Raw genomic sequence first — 22820 nt, forward strand, 5'->3', positions numbered from 1 at the left:
CATGTCGACTGGAAGACCATGAAGCTGCGCGACCTCTTAGGTCAAGACGTTCCGGGCAATGATGCCGCGATCGAGCCCGCCGTTGCGGCGCTCGACGTGAGCGGCGTTGCGCTCGACAGCCGCGTGGTCAAGCCGGGCGATCTGTTCTTCGCGCTCGCGGGCAGCAAGACCGATGGCGCTCGCTTCATCGATGCTGCGGTTGCTGCGGGCGCGATCGCAATCGTCGGCGATCATGCGCCGGCAGCATGCAAGGTGCCGTTCATCGCCGCCACCAATCCGCGCCGCGCGCTGGCGCTCGCCGCCGCAAGATTCTTCCCCGCGCAGCCTGCAACGATTGCGGCGGTGACCGGAACCAGCGGCAAGACCTCGGTTGCCGCCTTCACGCGTCAGATCTGGGAGCGGCTCGGACATGCCTCCGCCAGCATCGGCACCATTGGTCTCGTTTCGCCGAAGCGCACGGTCTACGGCTCGCTGACGACGCCGGATCCGATCGCGCTGCACCGGCAGTTGGACGAGATCGCGCGCGAAGGCGTCACGCATCTCGCCTTCGAGGCGTCCTCGCACGGGCTCGACCAGTACCGCCTCGATGGCGTGCATATCTCGGCCGGCGGATTCACCAATCTCTCGCGCGACCATATGGATTACCATCCGACGGTCGCGCATTATCTCGCGGCAAAGCTTCGCCTGTTCCGCGAGCTGATTCCGCCGGGCGGCGCCGCCGTGATCTCGGCCGATCATGATTGCTCGGCGGAAGCGATCGATGCGGCGAAGGCGCGCGGCCTGCGCATCATGGCGGTGGGCCGCAACGGTGATGGCGCAGGCGAGGGCATCCGCCTCACCGAGGCCGTGGTCGAAGGCTTTGCGCAGAAGCTCACGGTCGAACATCGCGGCAGGGGCTACGCGATCCGGCTGCCGCTGGTCGGCGAATTCCAGATCGAGAACGCGCTGGTGTCGGCCGGCCTTGCCATCGGCACCGGCAGCGACGCTGCAAACGTGTTCGCAAGCCTCGAACATCTCGAAGGCGCCAAGGGCCGGCTCGAGCGCGTCGGCGAGCGCAACGGCGCGCCGATCTTCGTCGACTATGCGCACAAGCCCGACGCGCTGGCGAAAGCGCTGCAGGCGCTGCGGCCCTATGCCAAGCGCAGGCTGGTCGTCGTGTTCGGTGCCGGCGGCGACCGCGATGCCGGCAAGCGTCCGATCATGGGCGCGATCGCGGCGGAGAATGCCGACGGCGTCATCATCACCGACGACAATCCGCGCAGCGAGAAGCCGGATGCCATCCGCGCCGCGATCCTCGCCGCTGCGAAGGGCGCACGCGAGATCGGCGACCGCGCTGCCGCGATCCGCGCCGCGATCGAGGAGCTGGAAGACGGCGATGCACTGCTCATCGCCGGCAAGGGCCACGAGACCGGGCAGATCGTCGGTGGAGAGGTGCTGCCCTTCAGTGATCACGAGGCGGTTGCCGCCGCACTAGCGTCGAGGATTGCATGAGCGCGCCGATATGGACGGTTGCCGAGGTCGCGCGTGCGCTGGGCGCCGCCGGATCTTTCCCGGATACGCCGATCGATTTCGTCACCCAGGACAGCCGACTGGTGAAGCCGGGCAGCCTGTTCGTCGCGCTCAGCGGCACGCCGAGCGGCGGCTTCATCTCGGCCTTCGCCAGCGCGCGCGACGGCTGGGAGTTCGCGGACAAGGCGGAAGCCGCAGGCGCGGTCGCGATGATCGTGCCGCACGAGATCGCGGGCATCCGCATCCCCCAGATCGTCGTGAAGGATACGCTGATCGACGGCCTCTGGGGCCTCGCGCGCGCTGCCCGCGCCCGCTTCCACGGGCCGGTGATCGGGCTCACCGGCAGCGCCGGCAAGACCAGCACCAAGGAGTTTCTGGCGGCTTATCCGAACGCCTATGCCAGCCCCTCGAGCTTCAACAATTTCTGGGGCGTGCCGCTGACGCTGTGCAATGCCAAGCCGGACGCCAGCCTCTGGGTCGTCGAGATGGGCATGAACCAGCAAGGCGAGATCGCGCGGCTCAGCGAATTGACGCGGCCGACCGTCGCGCTCGTCGTCAACGTCCAGCCGGTGCATCTGGAGAAGCTCGGCTCGCTCGACGCTATCCGGCGCGAAAAGGTGTCGATCGCGCTCGGCCTGCCCGAAGATGGCGTGCTGGTGCTGCCCGCCGGGATCAAGGCGCCCGAGTGGAAAGGCAGGGTCGTGCGCTTCGGAGGCGAGCACACCGAGGTGCACGAGGTCGCGCATGCGCCTCACGGCGAGAGGTGGCAGGTCGTGGCCGCGATCGGCAAGAAGGAGATCGCCTTCAGCCTCACCCCCGGCGCGCCGCACCGGGTGCACAATGCGCTGGCTGCGCTGGCCTCGATTCATGCTGCGCATCTCGACGTCGCGACGCTCGCGATCAAGCTCGACCGCGTCGGCATCATGACCGGCCGCGGCGTCGAGCAGGCAATCGGCGACATCACCGTGATCGACGACAGCTTCAACGGCAATCCGGCCAGCGTGGCGGCTGCGCTGCAAAGCCTTGAGGCGCGCAACATCAGCGGCGGTCGCCGCATCGCGGTGCTCGGCGACATGCTCGAGCTGGGCGAGGACGCACCGAGCTATCACACCGGCCTCGCCAGGCATCTCGAAGGCATCGACGCGGTCTACTGCGTCGGCCCGCTGATGCGTCACCTCTACGACGTGCTGCCACCGGGCAAGGGCCTCGGCTGGCACGACGATCCCGCCACGCTGAAGCCGAGCGAGGTTGCGCGCCTGCTGAAGGCAGGCGACGTCGTGGTTGTCAAGGGCAGCAAGAAGATGTTCTGGGTCAACAAGTTTGTGCCGGGGCTGGTGGCCGCCTTGCAGGCAAAGGCGTAAACTGCTTGGAAGGCGCTGTTCCCGAATCCCTCTTTTGCGGCACGAAGCCGTCCGTTTCCCCTGAGGTCGCGTCCGACCCGATGATGAAGACCAGCGAATGCGCGTGAGGCACGTTGAGGCCAAAATGAAGGCCGAGAACCAGGCCAAGGCTGCGCGTGCGAAGGCGCCATAGGACCGTCTGAATGTTTTACTGGCTGATCGAGCTCTCCAATACATTTCCGGGCTTCGGTGCAATCCGCACGGTCCTGAACGTCTTCCGCTACATCACCTTCCGCACCGGCGGCGCCGTCGTCACCGGCGCGCTGTTCGTGTTCCTGTTCGGACCCTGGATCATCGATCATTTGCGCATCCGCCAGGGCAAGGGCCAGCCGATCCGCACCGACGGTCCGCAATCGCATCTCGCCAAGAAGGGCACGCCCACCATGGGCGGGCTGATGATCCTGTCCGGGCTCACGGTCGGCACGGTGCTGTGGGCCAATCCGCTCAACCCCTATGTCTGGATCGTGCTCGCAGTGACGCTCGGCTTCGGCTTCGTCGGCTTCTACGACGATTACCTCAAGGTCACCAAGCAGACCACGACCGGGTTCGGCAGCAAGCTTCGCCTGCTGATCGAGGCGGCGATCGCGCTGGTCGCCTGCTATGCGCTGGTGCGGCTGAACCGCGATCCCGCATCGACTGCGCTGACGATTCCCTTCCTGAAGGACACGGTGCTGCATTTCGGCTGGTTCTTCGTCATCTTCGGCGCCTTCGTCATCGTCGGCTCCGGCAACGCGGTGAACCTCACCGACGGTCTCGACGGCCTCGCCATCGTGCCGGTGATGATTGCGACCGCGAGCTTTGCGATGATCGCTTATCTCGCCGGCAACGCCGTGTTCGCCGAATATCTCCAGATCAAATATGTCGCGGGCACCGGCGAACTCGCCGTGCTCTGCGGCGCGCTGCTAGGGGCGGGCCTCGGCTTCCTCTGGTTCAACGCGCCGCCGGCCTCGATCTTCATGGGCGACACCGGCTCGCTCGCGCTCGGCGGAATGCTCGGTGCCATCGCGGTCGCGGTGAAGCACGAGATCGTGCTTGCTGTGATCGGCGGCCTGTTCGTGCTGGAGGCGGTCTCCGTCATCGTGCAGGTGGTGTCGTTCAAGCTCACCGGAAAGCGCATCTTCCGGATGGCGCCGATCCATCATCATTTCGAGCAGCTCGGCTGGACCGAGCCGCAGATCGTGATCCGCTTCTGGATCATCTCGGTGATGCTGGCGCTCGCCGGTCTCTCGACGCTGAAGCTGCGCTGACGGTCCCCCGCGATGATCCCGGTCACATCCTTCGCCGGCAAGACGATCGCGGTGTTCGGCCTCGGCGGCTCGGGGCTCGCCTCGTGCCACGCGCTGAAGGCCGGCGGCGCCGAGGTGGTCGCCGCCGACGATAATGCCGAGAATGTCGCCAAGGCCGCGCAGGCCGGCTTCATCACTGCGGACCTGCGCAACGTCTCCTGGGCGAAGTTTGCAGCGCTCGTGCTCGCGCCCGGCGTGCCGCTGACCCATCCGGTGCCGCACTGGAGCGTGCTGAAGGCGCGCGAAGCCGGCGTCGAGGTGATCGGCGATATCGAACTGTTCTGCCGCGAACGGCGCCGGCATGCGCCGAACGCGCCGTTCGTTGCCATCACCGGCACCAACGGCAAATCGACCACGACGGCGTTGATCGCGCATCTGACCAAGGTCGCGGGATACGATACCCAGATGGGCGGCAATATCGGCACCGCGATCCTGTCGCTGGAGCCGCCACGCATGGGCCGCGTCCACGTCATCGAGATGTCGTCCTATCAGATCGACCTCACGCCCTCGCTCGATCCCTCCGTCGGCATTTTGCTCAACGTCAGCGAGGACCATATCGACCGTCACGGCACGCTCGCGCACTACGCCGCGGTGAAGGAGCGCCTCGTCGCGGCCGTGCAAGAAGGCGGCACCGCGATCGTCGGTGTCGACGACGGCTATTGCCGCGATGTCGCCGACCGGCTCGATCGCGCCGGCAAGAACGTGGTGCGGATCTCGGTCAAGAATCCGCTCGCGTCAGGCCTTTACGTCGAGCACGGCAACATCGTGCGCGCGTCGGGCGGCGCCCGCAGCGAAGTCGCCGCGCTCGGCGGTATCGGCTCGCTGCGCGGCCTGCACAACGCACAGAATGCGGCCTGCGCGGCGGCGGCCGCGCTCGCGATGGGCATCAGCCTGGACGTGCTGCAGAATGGCCTGCGCAGCTTTCCGGGCCTTGCGCACCGCATGGAGCAGGTCGGCCGACGCGGCAATGTTCTGTTCGTCAACGATTCCAAGGGCACCAACGCGGATGCCACCGCGCATGCGCTGTCGTCCTTCGCCGACATCTTCTGGATCGCCGGCGGCAAGCCGAAGGCCGGCGGCATCACCAGCCTGACCGGCTTCTTCCCGCGCATCCGAAAAGCCTATCTGATCGGCGAGGCCGCGCAGGAGTTTTCGGGCACGCTGGGACAAGTGCCGCACGAGATCAGCCAAACCCTCGATGTCGCGGTCGAGCACGCCGCGCGCGACGCGGAAGCGTCGGGCCTCACCGACGCAGTCGTGCTGCTCTCGCCAGCCTGCGCATCCTTCGACCAGTACCGCAATTTCGAGATCCGCGGCACCAAGTTCCGCGAACTGGTGCAGGCGCTGCCGGGTGTGAAGCCGGTGGTCTGAGGCATCCCCTCTCCACAATCTCCGTTGTCGTCGCCCGGCGTGACCGGGCGACCCAGTATCCCAGAGGCGGCGCTTGAGCCGAGAGGCCGCGGCGTACTGGATGCCCCGGTCGAGCCGGGGCATGACAGTTAGTTGTGTGGCGGCGGCGGAGATCATCTCCACACATCCGGATTTCCTTAACCCTGCGGTAACCAACCTCGGCGACCAATGGACGGACCTCTGTCTGAAAGCGGCCGCCCATGCTCTCCCGTGAAGAACGCACCCCCTTTTCCGAGTGGTGGTGGACCGTCGACAAGCCGCTGCTCGGGGCGATTCTGGTGCTGATGCTGACCGGCGTCATCCTGTCGCTGGCGGCGAGTCCGCCAGTGGCGACCCGCATCGGGCTTGATCCCTTCCATTTTTTCAGCCGGCACGTGCTGTTCCTCCTGCCGTCCTGCCTGGTGCTGCTCGGCGTGTCCTTCCTGTCGCCGCGATCGATCCGGCGCAGCGCGCTGATCATCTTTGCGATGAGCATCGTCCTGATCGCGGTGACGCTCGCCATCGGTCCCGAAGTGAAAGGCTCGCGGCGCTGGATCACACTGCTCGGCGTCAACATCCAGGCCTCGGAAATCGCAAAACCATCGTTCGTCGTCATCGCGGCATGGCTGTTTGCGGAATCGACCAGGCGGCCGGAGATGCCGGCGACGTCGATGGCGCTGGTTCTGCTCTTGATGCTGGTGTCGCTGCTGGTGATGGAGCCGGATTTCGGCCAGACCATGCTGATCCTGATGGTGTGGGGCTCGCTGTTCTTCATCGCGGGCATGCGCATGATCTGGGTGTTCGGTCTTGCCGGCGCCGCCGCCGCGGGCCTGTTCAGCGCCTATCTGTTCGTCCCGCATGTCGCCGGCCGTATCAAGCGCTTCATGAACCCGGCGTCGGGCGACACCTTCCAGGTCGATACCGCCATGGAGGCTTTCTACAACGGCGGCTGGTTCGGCCTCGGACCAGGCGAGGGAATTGCAAAACGCAGCCTGCCGGACAGCCATACCGACTTCGTGTTCGCGGTCGCCGCCGAAGAGTTCGGCATCATCCTGTGCCTTGCGATGCTGGCGCTGTTCGCCTTCGTCGTCATCCGCACGCTGTCGCGCGCCTACGCCAATGAGGACATGTTCTCGCGCTTCGCGGCCTCTGGGCTGGCGATCCTGTTCGGCGTGCAGGCGGCGATCAACATGTCGGTGAACCTGCAGCTCGTCCCCGCCAAGGGCATGACGCTGCCGTTCATCTCCTATGGCGGCTCCTCGATCGTCTCGCTCGCCTATGGCGTCGGCATGATGCTGGCGCTGACGCGGCTGCGCCCGCGCACCGAAGTCGAGGCGAGCGGCCACGCCGAAGCGATGCGCAGTTACGCGTAAGCCGTCATTGCGAGGAGCGAAGCGACGAAGCAACGGAGGTAGTCTGGATTGCTTCGCTTCGCTCGCAATGACGTGAGGGACCCTGTAAAAGGGCGCTTATGGACACATCTTCCCCCTTGATTCTCCTCGCCGCGGGCGGCACTGGCGGCCATCTGTTCCCGGCCGAGGCGCTTGGCGTCGAGCTGATCCGGCGCGGCTTTCGCGTTCGCCTCGTCACCGACGAGCGCGCGCTGCGCTATAGCGGGCTGTTCAGCAAGGACATGATCGACGTCGTCAGAAGCGAGACTGCGCGCGGCCGCAATCCATTCCAGCTCGCCTATGCCGGCCTCACGCTCGCCGTCGGCACGCTCTCCGCCTTTGGCCTGATCAAGCGATTGAAGCCGGCTGCCGTCGTCGGCTTTGGCGGCTATCCGACGCTGCCGCCGCTGGTCGCGGCGAAATTCGCCGGCGTTCCCAGCATCATCCATGATGCCAACGCGGTACTCGGCCGCGCCAACCGGTTCCTGTCGAGCCGCGTGCGCGCGATCGCGACGTCCTTGCCCGGCGTGCTCGATCGCGATCCGGCGCTGGCAGGCAAGACCACGACCGTCGGCACGCCGATGCGCCCGGCGATCCTCGCGGCGGCTGCGGTGAAATATGCCGCGCCCGAGGTGAACGGGCCGCTGCGCGTGCTCGTCGTCGGCGGCAGCCAGGGTGCCCGCATCATGGCCGATATCGTGCCGGGCGCGATCGAGCGGCTCGAGCCTGCGCTATGGAGCCGCCTCGCCCTCACCCAGCAGGTGCGCGAAGAGGATATGGCCCGCGTGCGCGCGGTCTATGACAAGCTCAGGATCAAGGTGGAGCTCGCGCCGTTCTTCACCGATTTGCCGGCGCGACTCGCCTCCAATCATCTGGTCGTGTCGCGCTCCGGCGCGGGCACCGTCGCCGAGCTCGCGGCGATCGGCCGGCCGTCGATCCTGGTGCCGCTGCCCGGCTCGATCGACCAGGATCAGTTCGCCAATGCCGGCGTGCTGGCCAAGGTCGACGGTGCCGTCCGGATCCCGCAGACCGAGTTCACCTCGGATCGTCTCGCCGCCGAGATCTCCGCCTTCGCTGCCGAACCCGCGCGCCTTGCCGCCATGGCCGCCGCCGCGAAGGGGGCAGGGCGGCTCGATGCCGCCGAGCGGCTGGCCGATCTGGTGGTCAAGGTCGCGGGAATCTGACGCGAAAAAGCCCTTGTCTTCGCGTTCCAAAGCGGGGCATCCAGTGGGAAGGGCGCGCGGCTGATTTGGCCGTGACCTCCGCAGATGCCGCCGTTCCGGCGGCAAGGTCAGGGAACTGAGCATGAGACTGCCGCGCGAGATCGGACCCATCCACTTCGTCGGGATCGGCGGGATCGGGATGAGCGGCATCGCCGAGGTGCTGGTCAATCTCGGCTATGCCGTGCAGGGCTCCGACGCCGCCGACAATTACAATCTCGACCGTCTGCGCAAGAAGGGTGCGAAAGTCTCGGTCGGTCATAAGGCCGAGAATATCGACGGTGCCGAGGTCGTGGTCGTGTCCTCCGCGATCAAGCGCGACAATCCGGAACTGATGGCGGCGCGCGAGAAACGCATTCCCGTGGTGCGCCGCGCCGAAATGCTGGCCGAGCTGATGCGCCTGAAGAGTTGCGTCGCCATCGCCGGCACGCACGGCAAGACCACGACGACGACGATGGTCGCAACACTGCTCGATGCCGGCGGGCTCGATCCCACCGTGATCAATGGCGGCATCATCAACGCCTACGGCTCCAACGCGCGGCTGGGGGCCGGCGATTGGATGGTGGTGGAGGCCGATGAGAGCGACGGCACCTTCCTGAAGCTGCCGACCGATGTCGCGATCGTCACCAATGTCGACCCTGAGCATCTCGACCACTTCAAGACCTTCGAGGCCGTGCAGGACGCCTTCCGTCATTTCGTCGAGAACCTGCCATTCTACGGCTTTGCCGTGATGTGCATCGATCATCCCGTGGTGCAGAGCCTCGTCGGCAAGATCGAGGATCGCCGCATCATCACTTATGGCGAGAATCCGCAGGCCGATGCGCGGCTGGTCGACCTGACGCCGATGGGCGGCGGATCGAAATTCAAGGTCGCGTTCCGCGATCGCAAGACGGGCAGCGTGCACGAGATCGCCGATCTCATGCTGCCGATGCCGGGCCGTCACAACGCCTCCAATGCGACGGCCGCGATCGCGGTCGCGCGCGAGCTCGGCGTCTCCGACGAGGCGATCCGCAAGGCGATCGCCGGCTTCGGCGGCGTCAAGCGCCGCTTCACCAGGACCGGAGAGTGGAACGGCGTCACCGTGATCGACGACTATGGCCACCACCCCGTCGAGATCGCTGCCGTGCTGAAAGCTGCGCGCGAATCCACCAACGGCAAGATCATCGCCGTGGTGCAGCCGCATCGCTACACCCGCCTGCAATCGCTGTTCGAGGAATTCTGCACCTGCTTCAACGATGCCGATGCCGTTGTCGTCGCCGACGTCTATGCCGCCGGCGAGGCGCCGATCAACGGCATCGACCGTGACCATTTCGTCGTTGGCCTGCGCGCGCACGGCCATCGCGAGGTGATCCCGCTGCCGGCAGCAACGGAGCTCGCCGGCATCATCAGGGGATTGGCGAAGTCCGGCGATCTCGTCGTCTGCCTTGGGGCCGGCAACATCACGCAATGGGCGTATGCGTTGCCCGGCGAATTGAAGGCATTGGGGTAGGGCGGTGAGCTTCCCCGACATCACACCCTCGCTCAAAGCCGCAATGCCGGAGCTGCGCGGCCGGCTGCTGGCGAACCAGTCGCTGGCCGAACTCACCTGGTTTCGCGTCGGCGGTCCGGCGCAGGTGCTGTTCACGCCGGCGGATGAGGACGATCTCGCTTATTTCCTCGCGCATCTTGCCTCCGACATTCCCGTCTATGTCATCGGCGTCGGCTCCAACCTGATCGTGCGCGACGGCGGCATTGCCGGCGTGGTGATCCGTCTCGCGCCGCGCGCCTTCGGCGAGGCGACCGCGAGTGGCGACATCGTCACCGCAGGCACGGCTGCGCTCGACAAGCGCGTGGCGGAAGTGGCGGCTTCCGCCAATATCGGCGGACTCGAATTCTTTTTCGGCATTCCCGGGACCATCGGAGGCGCGCTGCGCATGAATGCCGGCGCCAATGGCGGCGAGACCAAGGATGTGCTGATCGAGGCGAGGGGTGTCGCGCGCGACGGCACGAAGCATGTCTTCTCCAACGCCGACATGAAGTTCGTCTACCGCAACAGCGGCGTCGATCCTTCCATCATCTTCACCTCCGCCCGGTTTCGCGGTGAGATCAGGGCTGCGGAGGCAATCCGCGCGCGCATGGCCGAGGTGCAGAGCCATCGCGAGACCGCGCAGCCGATTCGCGAGAAGACCGGCGGCTCGACCTTCAAGAACCCGCCGGGCCACTCCGCCTGGAAGCTGGTGGATGCCGCCGGCTGCCGCGGCTTGCGTGTCGGCGGCGCGCAGGTCTCGGAGATGCACTGCAACTTCCTGATCAACACGGGCGATGCCACCGCGCGCGATATCGAGACACTCGGCGAGACCGTGCGCGAGCGCGTGAAGGCGAATTCCGGAATTGAGCTACACTGGGAAATCAAGCGGATCGGGGTTTCATGATTTCCGTCATTCCGGGGCGATGCGTTGGCATCGAACCCGGAATCTCGAGCTTCTCAGGTGGGCAATTGCGCACCACAGTTCGCGCCTCGCGCGCCCCGGAATGACCAATATGAGGACACGAATGCGCATCACCATCCTCTTCGGCGGCTCCAACCGCGAGCGTCTTGTCTCGGTCGCCTCGGCCCAGGCGCTGCATCAGGCATTGCCGGAGGCCGACCTGTGGTGGTGGGACGTCGAGGACAAGGTGCATGTGGTGCAGTCGAAGCAACTGCTCGAACACGCCCGTCCGTTCGAGGACGAGTTCAAGCCGGGCACATCAGGCATTCCGCTGGACCGGGCGCTCGACCAGGCCAAGGCCGAAGGCCGCGTGCTGGTGCTTGGCCTGCATGGCGGGCGTGCCGAGAACGGCGAATTGCAGGTGATGTGCGAGGCGCGCGGCGTGCCCTTCACCGGCTCGGGCTCGGCGTCGTCGCATCTTGCCTTCGACAAGATCGCCGCTAAGCGCTTCGCCGCGCTCGGCGGCGTGACGCCGCCTGCGAACGTTGCGCTTGATGACATCGAGGAGGCCTTTGCCGAATACGGCCGGTTGATCGCAAAGCCGGCCCGGGATGGGTCGAGCTATGGCCTGATCTTCGTCAACGCCAAGCAGGATCTCGTCGCCGTCCGTAACGCGGCAAAGCACGAGGAATACGTGATCGAGCCCTATATCGCCGGCGTGGAAGCGACCTGCGGTGTGCTGGAGCGCACCGACGGCTCGATCATCTCGCTGCCGCCGATCGAGATCATTCCGGGCGAGGGCAATTTCGACTACGCGGCGAAATATCTGCTGAAGTCGACCCAGGAGATATGCCCCGGCCGCTTCGCACCGGAGATCACCGCCGCGCTCAAGGAGCAGGCGATGCTGGCCCATCGCGCGATGTCCTGCACCGGCTACTCGCGCTCGGACTTCATCGTCTCGGACAAGGGCCTCGTCTATCTCGAGACCAACACGCTCCCCGGGCTGACAAAGTCCTCGCTCTATCCCAAGGCGCTGAAGGCGGAAGGTATCGCGTTCGTCGATTTCCTGCACGGGCTGGTCGAGCTCGCCGGGCGCGGCGTACGGAAATAATTAGGACTGGTTAACGGCCGGATTGGCGAAACGGCCGGGTTTAGCGGCCAAAACCGGTAAAATGCCGGATATCGCGGCACAAAGGCCGGATATCGCGGGGCAAAATGCGCAAATCGTTAACGAATTTTACCTTTTGTTTACCAGGACGTCCGAAGGTTAACGCTGGCGGCGCATATGGCGCTTTGGCTGCCGGCGCGTGAGCTGTCGCGGGTGATGTCACCTCCAGCGAACGCATTGAAGGGGAGAGGCTTCTTCTGCTGAAGACCAGCACCCGGCCCGGCACCGAGACGTCATGTTCGCCAGGATCCGCGCGATGTCGCGGGCAAACTGTTGACGAGCTCGTGCAATGGATGGAGCAGGAAGCCTCTCCCGATCGGTTTTCAGATCGCTGAGGCCCCAAGCTGACCTGAAGGCGGCCGCTATCGGAGCGGTCGTGCTTTTGCGCGAGTGGGTGCAGGACAAGCACGCAGAGGCGCGCGCTGCCGCCAAGGACAAGGCCAAAACCAGAGCCAAGGCCGCCGTCGAGCGTGAGCCGCCGCCGCGCGTGGTTGCACTGGTCGAGCGCTATCTGCCGCGCCGGGTCGGCCTCACCATGACCGTGCTGCTCCTGATCGGAAGCTGCGGCTTTGGCATCGTCAAGGGCGGCCATCTCCAGGATTTCATCACTGCGGTCAGCGATGCCCGCAACGCGCTGGCCAATTCCGCCGGCTTCCGCATCACCTCCGTCGTGATCAACGGCCGCAAGCAGCTGACCCAGGACGAGATTCTCGCGATCGGCGGCGTCAGCGGCCGCTCCTCGCTGCTGTTCCTCGATGCCGATGCGGTACGCGACAAGCTGAAGGCCAATCCCTGGATCGCGGATGCGACCGTGCTGAAGCTCTATCCGGGCCAGCTCATGATCGAGCTCACCGAGCGCAAGGCGTTCGCGCTGTGGCAGGAGGCCGGCCGCCTCTCGGTCATCGCCGACGACGGCGCCGTGCTCGAACCCTACGTCTCGCGGCGCTTCCTGACGCTGCCGCTCGTGGTCGGCAAGGGCGCCGAGACGCAGGCCCGCGATTTCCTGGCGCTCCTGGCGCGCTATCCGCAGGTCAAATCGATCACCAAAGCCGCGATCTTCGTCGGCGAGCGACGCTGGAACCTGAGGCTCAAGGACGGCCTCGACATCCGCCTGCCCGAGCAGGACGTCGGCAATGCGCTTGCGATGCTTTCGAAGCTCGACAAGGAAGACAGGCTGTTCTCCCGCGATATCGTCGCCGTCGACATGCGCCTGCCCGATCGGCTGGTGGTGCAGCTGTCCGAGGACGCCGCCAAGGCGCGCGAGGAGCAGTTCAAGGACAAGAAGAAAAAGAAGGCCGGGGATTCCGCATGACCGGTCTCGATCGCACCCAGACGCCGAAGACGCGCCCGATGCCGCACAAGCGCGGCGGCCTCGTCGCCTGCCTCGACATCGGCACCAGCAAGATCGCCTGCATGATCGCACGGCTGAAGCCGTCGCCGCCGAGCGATGCGTTGCGCGGCCGCACCCATGCGGTGGAATTGATCGGATACAGCCAGATCCAGGCGCGCGGCATGAAGGCCGGCGCGGTGATCGATCTCGGCGAATGCGAGCAGGCGGTGCGTCACGCCGTCGGGCTTGCCGAGAAGATGGCCAAGGTACGGGTCGAGTCGGTGCTGCTGTCGGTCTCCGGCGGCCGGCCCGCCGGCCAGCTGGTCGAAGCCGCCGCCGACATCCGTGGCGGCGCCGTGACGCCGGCCGATGTCAGCCGCGTCACCTCCACCGGCATGCGCCATGCCACCGGCGAAGGTCGCACCGTGCTGCACGCGCTGCCGGTGGGCTACACGCTCGACGGCGTCAAGGGCATCCGCGATCCCCGCGGCATGGTCGCGCACCAGTTCGGCGTCGACATGAACGTCGTCACCTGCGACGCCACCGTGGCGCGGAACCTGATGCTGGCGGTGGAACGCTGCCACATCAATGTCGAAGCCATGGCGGCGAGCCCCTATGTCGCCGGTCTGTCGGTGCTGACCGACGACGAGGCCGATCTCGGCGCCGCCGTCGTCGAGATGGGCGCGGGCACCACCACGATTGCCGTTTATTCAGGCGGCCGCTTCGTGCATGCGGCGGGTTTTGCGGTTGGCGGGCAACACATCACGATGGATCTTGCGCGCGGACTCTCGGCCACCATTGCCGATGCCGAGCGAATCAAGACCTTATACGGGACCGTCATCACCGGCGGATCGGACTCGCGTGAGCTGATGTCTGTGCCGACAGCCGGTGACGAGCAGGATCTGCCGCAGATCGTTTCTCGCGCCACCATCGCGAATATCGTCAAGCACCGTGCCGAGGAAGTCTTCGAAATGGTTCGGGACAAGCTGAAGGATTCGCCCTTCGCCTCAGAGCCAAACGGCCGCGTCGTGCTCTCGGGCGGTGCCTCGCAGCTGACCGGTCTCGTCGAGCTCGGCACCCGGATTCTCGGCCGGCCCGTGCGGGTCGGCCGTCCGCTTGGTTTCGGCCGGCTGCCCGTTGAGGCGAAGAACGCCGCGTTCGCGGTGCCGACCGGACTTCTCGTCTACCCGCAATATGTTCACCTCGAACATGTCGAACCGCGGCATACGCGGCAGCAGGTCAAGACAGGGACCGGCGGATATCTCGGAAAGGTCGGACGATGGCTACGCGAGGGCTTCTGATGACTGCTTTCCGCAATCTTCGATTTTCACCAACTCCCGCGGCCGCCGGCCGGGGCGAACCCACGCGCGCGTGATCGAGAGGCAACCATGACCATCAGCATCAATGTTCCTGATATTCACGAACTGAAGCCCCGGATCACCGTGTTCGGCGTCGGCGGTGCCGGTGGCAACGCCGTCAACAACATGATCACGGCGGGGCTGCAGGGTGTCGACTTCGTGGTCGCCAATACCGACGCGCAGGCGCTGACGATGTCGAAGGCGCAGCGCATCGTGCAGATGGGCACGGCGGTCACGCAAGGCCTCGGCGCCGGTTCGCAGCCGAACGTCGGCGCCGCGGCGGCGGAAGAGGTGATCGACGAGCTGCGCGACCATCTCTCCGGCGCCAACATGGTGTTCGTCACCGCCGGCATGGGCGGCGGCACCGGCACCGGCGCTGCACCCGTCATCGCCAAGACCGCGCGCGACATGGGCATCCTCACCGTCGGTGTCGTGACCAAGCCGTTCCACTTCGAGGGCGGTCGCCGCATGCGCACGGCCGAAGCCGGCATCGCCGAGCTGCACAAGGTCGTGGACACGCTCCTGATCATCCCGAACCAGAACCTGTTCCGGGTCGCCAACGAGAAGACCACCTTCGCCGACGCCTTCGCGATGGCCGACCAGGTGCTCTACTCGGGCGTCGCCTGCATCACCGACCTCATGGTCAAGGAAGGCCTCATCAACCTCGACTTCGCCGATGTCCGCGCCGTCATGCGCGAGATGGGCAAGGCGATGATGGGCACCGGCGAAGCCTCCGGCGACAAGCGTGCGTTGACCGCCGCTGAAGCCGCGATCGCCAACCCGCTGATCGATGACAGCTCGATGAAGGGCGCCAAGGGCCTCCTCATCTCCATCACCGGCGGCAAGGACCTCACGCTGTTCGAGGTCGACGAGGCCGCGACCCGCATCCGCGAGGAAGTCGACCAGGACGCCAACATCATCGTCGGCGCGACCTTCGACGAGGCGCTCGACGGCCTGATCCGCGTCTCGGTGGTCGCAACCGGCATCGAGCAGGCCGCGATCGCCCGCAACAGCCAGGCGACCTCCGCTCCCGTCGCAAACCCGGCCCCGCAGGTGCAGCAGGCCGCGGCGCCGGCCGCCGCTGCCGAGAGCCGTCTCGCCGACCTCACCGCGCGGCTCCGTGCCGATAACCAGCGTCTGGCCGAACGCGCCCAGAAGCTGGAAGCCCAGACCCCGGCCGGCGCGCCGGCTCCGGCTGCTGCCGCGCCCCGTCCGAACGTCGAGCGTGCTGCGCTCGCCGCCATCGCCGCTGCCGTGGCTGAAGCCCCGCAGGCGCCCGCGCCGCAGACCTATGGCGATGTCACGGTGCGACCGATCGCGCAGAAGCCGACCCTGTTCCCGGAGCCGGACATGGCCCCGGTCGCAATGCAGGAGCCGATGACGCCCGAAACCTTCATCCCGCCGCAGGCGGAGCGTCCGGTGCGCGCGCCGCGGATGCCGCGCATCGAGGAACTGCCGATTCCGGCACAGGCCGAGATTCGTCAGGCCCGCGGCGAGGTCGAAGAGGAGGCCCCGCAGAAGACCCGCCTGTCGCTGCTGCAGCGCCTCGCCAATGTCGGGCTTGGCCGTCGCGACGAGGAAAGTGAGCCGCCGGTCGCGGCCCGCACCGCCGGTCCCGCTATGCCGCCACTGCCCGAGCGCCGGCAGCAGAAGACCGTGGCGCAGCAAATCGCATCCAATGAGCCGGTATCAGAGTACGCCCGCCGTCCCGCGCCGCAGGGTCTGGACATGCATGGCCGCCCCGCGCCTGTTGCGCCGGCGCCACAGGGTGACGACCATCTTGATATCCCGGCCTTCCTGCGCCGGCAGGCGACCTGAGGATTGTTACAATAAGGCAGACGAAAAGAGGTCCCGGCGAGAGGTTCGCCGGGACCTTTCCTTTTGCCCCGTACATGCCCGGATGATGCTTCCAAGCGACTGATTTTAAATGATTAATTACGCATTTGGTGGTTCAGTCAACCCGCCGCCGGCGGCCTCAAACCTCGGTGCAATTTGGTTAAGCCTTGGCGCGAATACGGCAGGTTTGGGGTAACAATCGGTAAAAAAGCGTGAGTTGGCGCTGTTTGAGGCAGCAACTATGGTTCGCCGTGACTTGGGGATACGGAGATTCGCAACTGTCGGCACTCGCCGGCCAAGCGGGTCTCGTATAAGTCGCAGTGGGTCGTAGTGGGGCGGATTCCTGATGAAGTTTAGCCGGCAAACAACGCTTCGTGCGCAAGCCTCTGTGGCAGGCGTGGGCGTTCATTCCGGTCTTCCCGTCACTCTCACGCTTGGGCCTGCGCCCGTGGACGCGGGTTTCATTTTTGTCCGCACCGGCCTTGACGGAAGTGACCGCGAAGTTCAGGCGACCGCCGAGCAGGTGATCGCGACCGACTTTGCCACTGTTCTCGGGGACCACGATGGCCCGCTGGTGTCCACTGCCGAGCACGTGCTCGCAGCGCTGCGGGGCATGGGCGTCGACAACGCCACCATCGAGATCGACGGTCCCGAAGTACCGATCATGGACGGCAGCGCTGCGGCCTTCATTGCGGCAATCGACCAGGCCGGCATCGTCACCCAGCCCGCGCAGCGCCGCTTCATTCAGGTTTTGAAGCCGATCTCGGTCAAGATCGGCGACTCCTTCGGCGAGATCAGGCCCCACGCCAGCGGTTTCCGCGTCGAGGTCGAGATCGACTTCACCAATCCCGTCATCGGCCAGCAGGCTTACGCCTTCGACCTCAATCCGGAAGGCTTCCGCCGCGAAGTCGGGAGGGCCCGGACTTTCGGCCTGATGGGCGATGTCGCGCGGCTCTGGAGCGCCGGCTATGCCCTCGGCGCCTCCTTCGATAACACCGTCGTGTTCGATGACGAGCGGCTGCTCAATACCGAGGGCTTGCGCTACGCCGATGAATGCGCCCGTCACAAGGTGCTGGATGTGATCGGCGACCTCTCGCTGGCCGGGCTGCCGCTGCTTGGTGCCTATCGCTCGGTGCGTGGCGGCCACAAGCTCAACCACGCAGTCCTGACCGCGCTGCTCGCCGACCGGACCGCCTGGCGGGTGGTCGAGGGCGAGGCTGCGCGTCGCACCACGCGTCCCGTCGGCGAAGTCGGTCGCGGCATCGTCGGTGGCCGGATCGCCGCGGCATTCGGACCGGATGTGTCCTGAAGCGACCTGTCGCTCCCGCGTATGGCTGGCGGCTTCCCTGGGAAACTCCTGGTAAGCATGATCGGCTAGCATTGGGGCAGGTTCGCCTTAATCCGGGCGAAATGCCTGCCTATCCGGTTCGTTACGATCGTTTTTCGGATACATCGGCGTGGTCGCATGGCAGGCACCACGGCACATTTCGCGCCCATGACGGGGGTCGTGGGCTGGCGGACACCGCATCACAGGGCGTCAGGTCTTAAACTCATGTCGGCACAGCGTATGACGCGCGGATATTTCTCGGTCTCGTCGCGAGCCCGTGGGCTGCTTCAGGCCGTCACTTTCATCATGCTCGCGCTGCCGCTCGCCGGCTGCGGCACCGGCTCGCTCTGGGACAAATTCACCGCCAAGGACGACACCTTCGTCGAGGAGCCCGCTGACAAGATCTACAATGAGGGCCTGTACCTCATGAACGAGAAGAAGGACATGAAGGCGGCGAACAAGAAGTTCGAGGAGGTCGACCGCCAGCATCCTTATTCCGACTGGGCCCGTAAATCGCTGCTGATGTCGGCCTATGCGTCCTACCAGGGCGGCGACTATGACGGCTGCATCGGTGCCGCCACGCGCTATGTCACGCTGCATCCCGGCAGTCCGGACGCGGCCTATGCGCAATACCTGATCGCCGCCTCCCATTACGACCAGATTCCGGATATCAGCCGCGACCAGTCCCGTACCGAAAAGGCGATCGCCGCGCTGGAAGAGGTGGTGCGCAAATATCCGAACTCGGAATATGCGACTTCGGCCAAGGCCAAGATCGAGGGTGCGCGCGACCAACTCGCCGGCAAGGAGATGAATGTCGGCCGCTACTACGCCCAGAAGCGCGACTACACGGCCGCGATCAACCGCTACAAGGCCGTCGTCACGCAGTACCAGACCACCCGCCATGTCGAGGAGGCGCTGTACCGGTTGACCGAAGCCTATATGGCGATCGGCATCGTCGGCGAGGCACAGACCGCGGCGGCCGTGCTTGGTCACAATTTTCCTGACAGCCGCTGGTACAAGGACGCCTATAATCTTGTAAAATCCGGCGGTCTCGAGCCGAGCGAGAATCAGGGGTCCTGGATCAGCAAGACCTTCAAGAAAATGGGTCTCGGCTAGGAAATTGGGGTTCCATGCTGGCGCGTCTGTCGATCCGTGACATCGTCCTGATCGAACGGCTCGATATCGAATTCGCCTCCGGCCTCGCGGTTTTGACCGGCGAGACCGGTGCAGGCAAATCCATCCTGCTCGATGCTTTTGCGCTGGCGCTCGGCGGCCGCGGCGATGCCGGCCTCGTGCGCCACGGTGCGGAGCAGGGGCAGGTCACCGCCGTGTTCGATGTCCCGAAAAATCACCCGGCGGCCAAGATTCTGGCCGAGAACGGCCTCGACGATACCGGCGAGATGATCTTGCGCCGCGTGCAGCTTGCCGACGGCCGCACCCGCGCCTTCATCAACGATCAGTCGATCAGCGTGCAGACGCTGAAGGCGGTCGGCACCGCCCTGGTCGAGATCCACGGTCAGCACGACGAGCGCGCGCTGGTCGATGCCGCCACCCACCGCCGCCTGCTCGACGCCTTTGCCGGCCTCGAAAAGGACGTCGCGGCGGTTGAAGCGCTCTGGGACGAGCGCCGCAGCGCCAACACCGCGCTGGAGGAGCATCGCGCTGCCATGGAGCGTGCCGCACGCGAGGCCGATTATCTGCGCCACGCCTCCGACGAGCTGAAGCAGCTTGCGCCCAAGGAGGGCGAGGAGACCGCGCTGGCCTCGCGCCGCACCACCATGATGCAGGGCGAGAAGATCGCCTCTGACCTGCGCGAGGCGCAGGAAGCGGTCGGCGGCAATCATTCGCCGGTCGCCGCCCTGTCGGCGGCGGTGCGCCGGCTGGAGCGCCGCGGCGTCAACTCGCCGGCGCTGGTCGAGCCCGCGGTGAAGGCGATCGACGCGGCGATCAACGCGCTGGAGGAAGCCGACCAGCATCTCCAGGCAGCGCTGGCCGCAACCGATTTCGATCCAGCCGAGCTCGAGCGCATCGAGGAGCGGCTGTTCGCGCTCCGCGCCGCCTCGCGCAAATATTCGACGCCGGTCGACGGGCTCGCCGCGCTGGCCGCCAAATATGCCGCGGACGTCGTTCTGATCGACGCCGGCGCCTCGCGCCTGAAGAAGCTGGAGCAGGCGGCGATCGAGGCAGATAGCCGTTATGCGGCCGCCGCCAGGAAGCTGTCGCTGGCGCGGCAGAAATCGGCGGAGAAGCTCAACAAGGCCGTCAATGCCGAGCTCGCGCCGCTCAAGCTCGAACGCGCAAAATTCATAACCCAGGTCGAGACGGACGAAGCCGCACCGGGGCCGCAAGGTTTCGATCGCGTCGAGTTCTGGGTGCAGACCAACCCGGGCACCAAGCCGGGTCCGCTGATGAAGGTCGCCTCCGGCGGCGAGCTGTCGCGCTTCCTGTTGGCGCTCAAGGTCGTGCTGTCCGACCGCGGTTCGGCGCCGACCCTGGTGTTCGACGAGATCGATACCGGCGTCGGCGGTGCGGTCGCGGACGCCATCGGCGGGCGCCTGGCGCGGCTCGCCGGTAAGGTCCAGGTCATGGCCGTGACCCACGCCCCACAGGTCGCCGCCCGCGCCGACCAGCACCTCCTGATCTCCAAGGACGCCCTCGACAAGGGCAAGCGCGTCGCCACCCGCGTCAATGCGCTCGCCGCCGACCACCGCCGCGAGGAAATCGCCCGCATGCTCGCCGGTGCCGAGATCACCGCCGAGGCGAGGGCAGCGGCGGAACGATTGCTGAAGGCGGCGACGGCTTAGAGTCGTTTCCCGGACGCGGCGCAGCGCGTAGCGCTGCTCCGCAGAGCCGGGACCCAGAGCTCCCGCCGCATGGGCCCCGGCTCAGCAGCGCATCGCTGAAGAGGCGCTGCGCTGCATCCGGGGCACGAGATTTCCACAAGCCTTTACCCTCCCGCCCGCTCCGTCGTATCCAAGCACCATGGCCAGAGCAGCAAAATCGAAACCGCTTCGCGACCTCGCCGACCTCACCAAGGCGCAGGCCAAGGTCGAGCATATGCGGCTGTCGCTCGAGATCGAGGGGCACAACGAGCGATACTATCAGGAGGACGCGCCCAGCGTCACCGACGCCGAATATGACGCGCTGCGTCAGCGCCTCAATGCCATCGAGAAGCGCTTCCCCGAATTCGTCACCGCGGATTCGCCCTCGCAGAAGGTCGGCGCCGCGCCGTCAGGCCGCTTCAAGAAAGTCCGGCATTCCCTGCCCATGCTGTCGCTCGACAATGCCTTTGCGGAAGAGGACGTGCGTGATTTCGTTGGGCGCATCGTCCGGTTCCTGAAGCTCGACGACGACAAGGTCGATTTCTCCGCCGAGCCGAAGATCGATGGTCTCTCGATGTCGCTGCGCTACGAGGGCGGCGAGCTCGTCACCGCCGCGACGCGCGGCGACGGCGCGGTCGGCGAGGACGTCACCGCCAACATCCGCACGCTCGAAGACGTTCCGCAGAAGCTGAAGAGCCGCAACGTCCCCGATATCTGCGAGGTACGCGGCGAGGTCTACATGACCAAGAAGGCGTTCCTCGCGCTCAACGAGCGGCAGAAGGCGGAAGGCGGCACCATCTTCGCCAATCCGCGCAATTCGGCCGCCGGCTCGCTCCGGCAGAAGGACGCGACCATCACCGCCTCCCGTCCCCTCGGCTTCTTCGCCTATGCCTGGGGGCAGATGAGTGCGATGCCGGAGGATACGCAGAGCGGCATGATCGGCTGGTTCGAGCGCTGCGGCTTCAAGACCAATCCACTGACCAAGCTCTGTCACTCCGTCGAGGAGCTGCTCGCGTTTCATCATGCGATCGAGGAGCAGCGCGCACGGCTCGACTACGACATCGACGGCGTCGTCTACAAGGTCGACCGCATCGACTGGCAGGAGCGGCTCGGCTTCGTCTCGCGCACGCCGCGCTGGGGCATCGCGCACAAATTCCCGGCGGAGCGTGCCATGACGGTGCTGCGCGACATCGAGATCCAGGTCGGCCGCACCGGCTCGTTCACGCCGGTCGGCAAGCTCGAGCCGGTCGGCGTCGGCGGCGTGATCGTGCAGAACGTCACGCTGCACAACGAGGACTACATCAAGGGCATCGGCAACAAGGGCGAGGTGCTGCGCGAGGGGCGCGACATCAGGATCGGCGACACCGTCGTGATCCAGCGCGCCGGCGACGTCATCCCGCAGGTGGTCGACGTCGTCCTCGACAAGCGGCCGAAGACCGCAAAGGAGTTCCACTTCCCGAAGAAGTGCCCGTGTCCGCTGCACACCGACGTCGTGCGCGAGGAGACCGCGACGGGCGAGGAGGGCTCGCGCGCCCGCTGCACCGGCGAGTTCGCCTGTCCCTACCAGAAGATCGAGCACCTCAAGCTGTTCGTGTCGCGGCGGGCCTTCGACATCGACGGCCTTGGCGAGAAGCAGCTCCAGTATTTCTTCGACGAGGGATGGGTGAAGGAGCCCGCCGACATCTTCACGCTGGAGCAGCGCAACGCGAAGCTCAAGCTCGAGGAGGTCGAGGGCTACGGCGCGACCTCGGTGCGCAACCTGTTCGGCGCCATCGAGAACCGGCGAAAAATCGCGCTGGAGCGCTTCATCTATGCGCTCGGCATGCGCCATGTCGGCGAGACCACGGCGCTGGCGCTGGCGCGCGGCTACGGCTCGTGGGACGCCTTCCACGACGCTTGCCTCAAGGTCGCTCGCGGCGACGAGGAGGCGATTGCGGACATGGACGCGCTCGATCAGATCGGTGACACCGTGATCAAGAGCATCGCCGATTATTTCGGCGAGAGCCACAACCGCGGCATCGTCGAACGGCTGACCAGTGAGGTCGAGATCGTCGACGCCGAGAAGCCGAAGAGCAACTCGGCCGTCGCCGGCAAGACCGTGGTGTTCACAGGCTCGCTGGAGAAGATGACGCGGGATGAAGCCAAAGCGACAGCTGAGCGGTTAGGGGCCAAGGTGTCGGGCTCGGTTTCGAAGAAGACCGATCTGGTGGTCGCCGGCCCCGGCGCGGGCTCGAAGCTCGCCGAAGCCAACAAGCACGGCGTCAAGGTGCTGACCGAGGACGAGTGGCTGAAGCTGATCGGGGAGTGAAGGTTTTCTTTCCTCATTGCGAGCGCAGCGAAGCAATCCAGAATCCTTCCGCGACGACAGTCTGGATT

At 66.0% G+C, this 22820-nt stretch carries 16 protein-coding genes; all 16 read left to right on the forward strand.

Features of this window, described 5'->3' with window-relative positions; all coding sequences use genetic code 11:
• The first annotated feature begins 18 nt into the window (after positions 1–18).
• Positions 19–1491 (forward strand): UDP-N-acetylmuramoyl-L-alanyl-D-glutamate--2,6-diaminopimelate ligase, encoded by a 1473-nt coding sequence (locus tag BRAD3257_RS11785; RefSeq protein WP_122401966.1) that lies wholly within the window; start codon positions 19–21, stop codon positions 1489–1491.
• Positions 1488–2870, forward strand: coding sequence for a UDP-N-acetylmuramoyl-tripeptide--D-alanyl-D-alanine ligase (locus tag BRAD3257_RS11790; RefSeq protein ID WP_122401967.1), 1383 nt, complete (start codon positions 1488–1490; stop codon positions 2868–2870). The genes BRAD3257_RS11785 and BRAD3257_RS11790 overlap by 4 nt, the downstream gene beginning before the upstream one ends.
• Positions 2871–3052: 182 nt before the next feature.
• On the forward strand, positions 3053–4156 hold the full coding sequence (mraY, locus tag BRAD3257_RS11795; protein ID WP_122401968.1) for a phospho-N-acetylmuramoyl-pentapeptide-transferase: 1104 nt from the start codon (positions 3053–3055) through the stop codon (positions 4154–4156).
• Positions 4157–4168: 12 nt separating this feature from the next.
• The gene (gene murD / locus BRAD3257_RS11800) at positions 4169–5566 is read left to right on the forward strand and encodes a UDP-N-acetylmuramoyl-L-alanine--D-glutamate ligase (RefSeq protein ID WP_122401969.1); all 1398 of its coding nucleotides are present in this window, start codon (positions 4169–4171) and stop codon (positions 5564–5566) included.
• A 239-nt stretch (positions 5567–5805) separates the two neighbouring features.
• Positions 5806–6957: an FtsW/RodA/SpoVE family cell cycle protein gene (locus BRAD3257_RS11805; RefSeq protein ID WP_122401970.1), complete on the forward strand. Its 1152-nt coding sequence runs from the start codon at positions 5806–5808 to the stop codon at positions 6955–6957.
• A gap of 98 nt (positions 6958–7055) precedes the next feature.
• A complete protein-coding gene (murG, locus tag BRAD3257_RS11810) occupies positions 7056–8159 on the forward strand; it encodes an undecaprenyldiphospho-muramoylpentapeptide beta-N-acetylglucosaminyltransferase (RefSeq protein WP_122401971.1) in 1104 nt (367 codons plus the stop codon).
• A 121-nt stretch (positions 8160–8280) separates the two neighbouring features.
• Positions 8281–9684, forward strand: coding sequence for a UDP-N-acetylmuramate--L-alanine ligase (gene murC / locus BRAD3257_RS11815; protein ID WP_122401972.1), 1404 nt, complete (start codon positions 8281–8283; stop codon positions 9682–9684).
• 4 nt (positions 9685–9688) lie between these two features.
• On the forward strand, positions 9689–10606 hold the full coding sequence (murB, locus tag BRAD3257_RS11820; RefSeq protein WP_122401973.1) for a UDP-N-acetylmuramate dehydrogenase: 918 nt from the start codon (positions 9689–9691) through the stop codon (positions 10604–10606).
• A gap of 121 nt (positions 10607–10727) precedes the next feature.
• Complete coding sequence (locus BRAD3257_RS11825; RefSeq protein WP_122401974.1) at positions 10728–11714, forward strand: D-alanine--D-alanine ligase family protein; 987 nt, start codon at positions 10728–10730, stop codon at positions 11712–11714.
• A gap of 346 nt (positions 11715–12060) precedes the next feature.
• Positions 12061–13083, forward strand: coding sequence for a cell division protein FtsQ/DivIB (locus tag BRAD3257_RS11830; RefSeq protein ID WP_122401975.1), 1023 nt, complete (start codon positions 12061–12063; stop codon positions 13081–13083).
• The gene (gene ftsA, locus BRAD3257_RS11835) at positions 13080–14402 is read left to right on the forward strand and encodes a cell division protein FtsA (protein ID WP_122401976.1); all 1323 of its coding nucleotides are present in this window, start codon (positions 13080–13082) and stop codon (positions 14400–14402) included. Before BRAD3257_RS11830 ends, ftsA begins: the two co-directional genes overlap by 4 nt.
• Positions 14403–14489: 87 nt before the next feature.
• Complete coding sequence (gene ftsZ, locus BRAD3257_RS11840) at positions 14490–16277, forward strand: cell division protein FtsZ (RefSeq protein ID WP_122401977.1); 1788 nt, start codon at positions 14490–14492, stop codon at positions 16275–16277.
• A gap of 364 nt (positions 16278–16641) precedes the next feature.
• The gene (lpxC, locus tag BRAD3257_RS11845; RefSeq protein ID WP_122401978.1) at positions 16642–17604 is read left to right on the forward strand and encodes a UDP-3-O-acyl-N-acetylglucosamine deacetylase; all 963 of its coding nucleotides are present in this window, start codon (positions 16642–16644) and stop codon (positions 17602–17604) included.
• A 243-nt stretch (positions 17605–17847) separates the two neighbouring features.
• Positions 17848–18738 (forward strand): outer membrane protein assembly factor BamD, encoded by an 891-nt coding sequence (locus BRAD3257_RS11850; RefSeq protein WP_122401979.1) that lies wholly within the window; start codon positions 17848–17850, stop codon positions 18736–18738.
• 14 nt (positions 18739–18752) lie between these two features.
• Complete coding sequence (gene recN, locus BRAD3257_RS11855) at positions 18753–20426, forward strand: DNA repair protein RecN (RefSeq protein WP_122401980.1); 1674 nt, start codon at positions 18753–18755, stop codon at positions 20424–20426.
• 178 nt (positions 20427–20604) lie between these two features.
• Positions 20605–22752, forward strand: coding sequence for an NAD-dependent DNA ligase LigA (gene ligA / locus BRAD3257_RS11860; RefSeq protein ID WP_122401981.1), 2148 nt, complete (start codon positions 20605–20607; stop codon positions 22750–22752).
• The last annotated feature ends 68 nt before the right edge of the window (positions 22753–22820 follow it).

Origin of the sequence: Bradyrhizobium vignae, assembly GCF_900324035.1 — a bacterium.
Lineage (GTDB): Bacteria > Pseudomonadota > Alphaproteobacteria > Rhizobiales > Xanthobacteraceae > Bradyrhizobium > Bradyrhizobium vignae.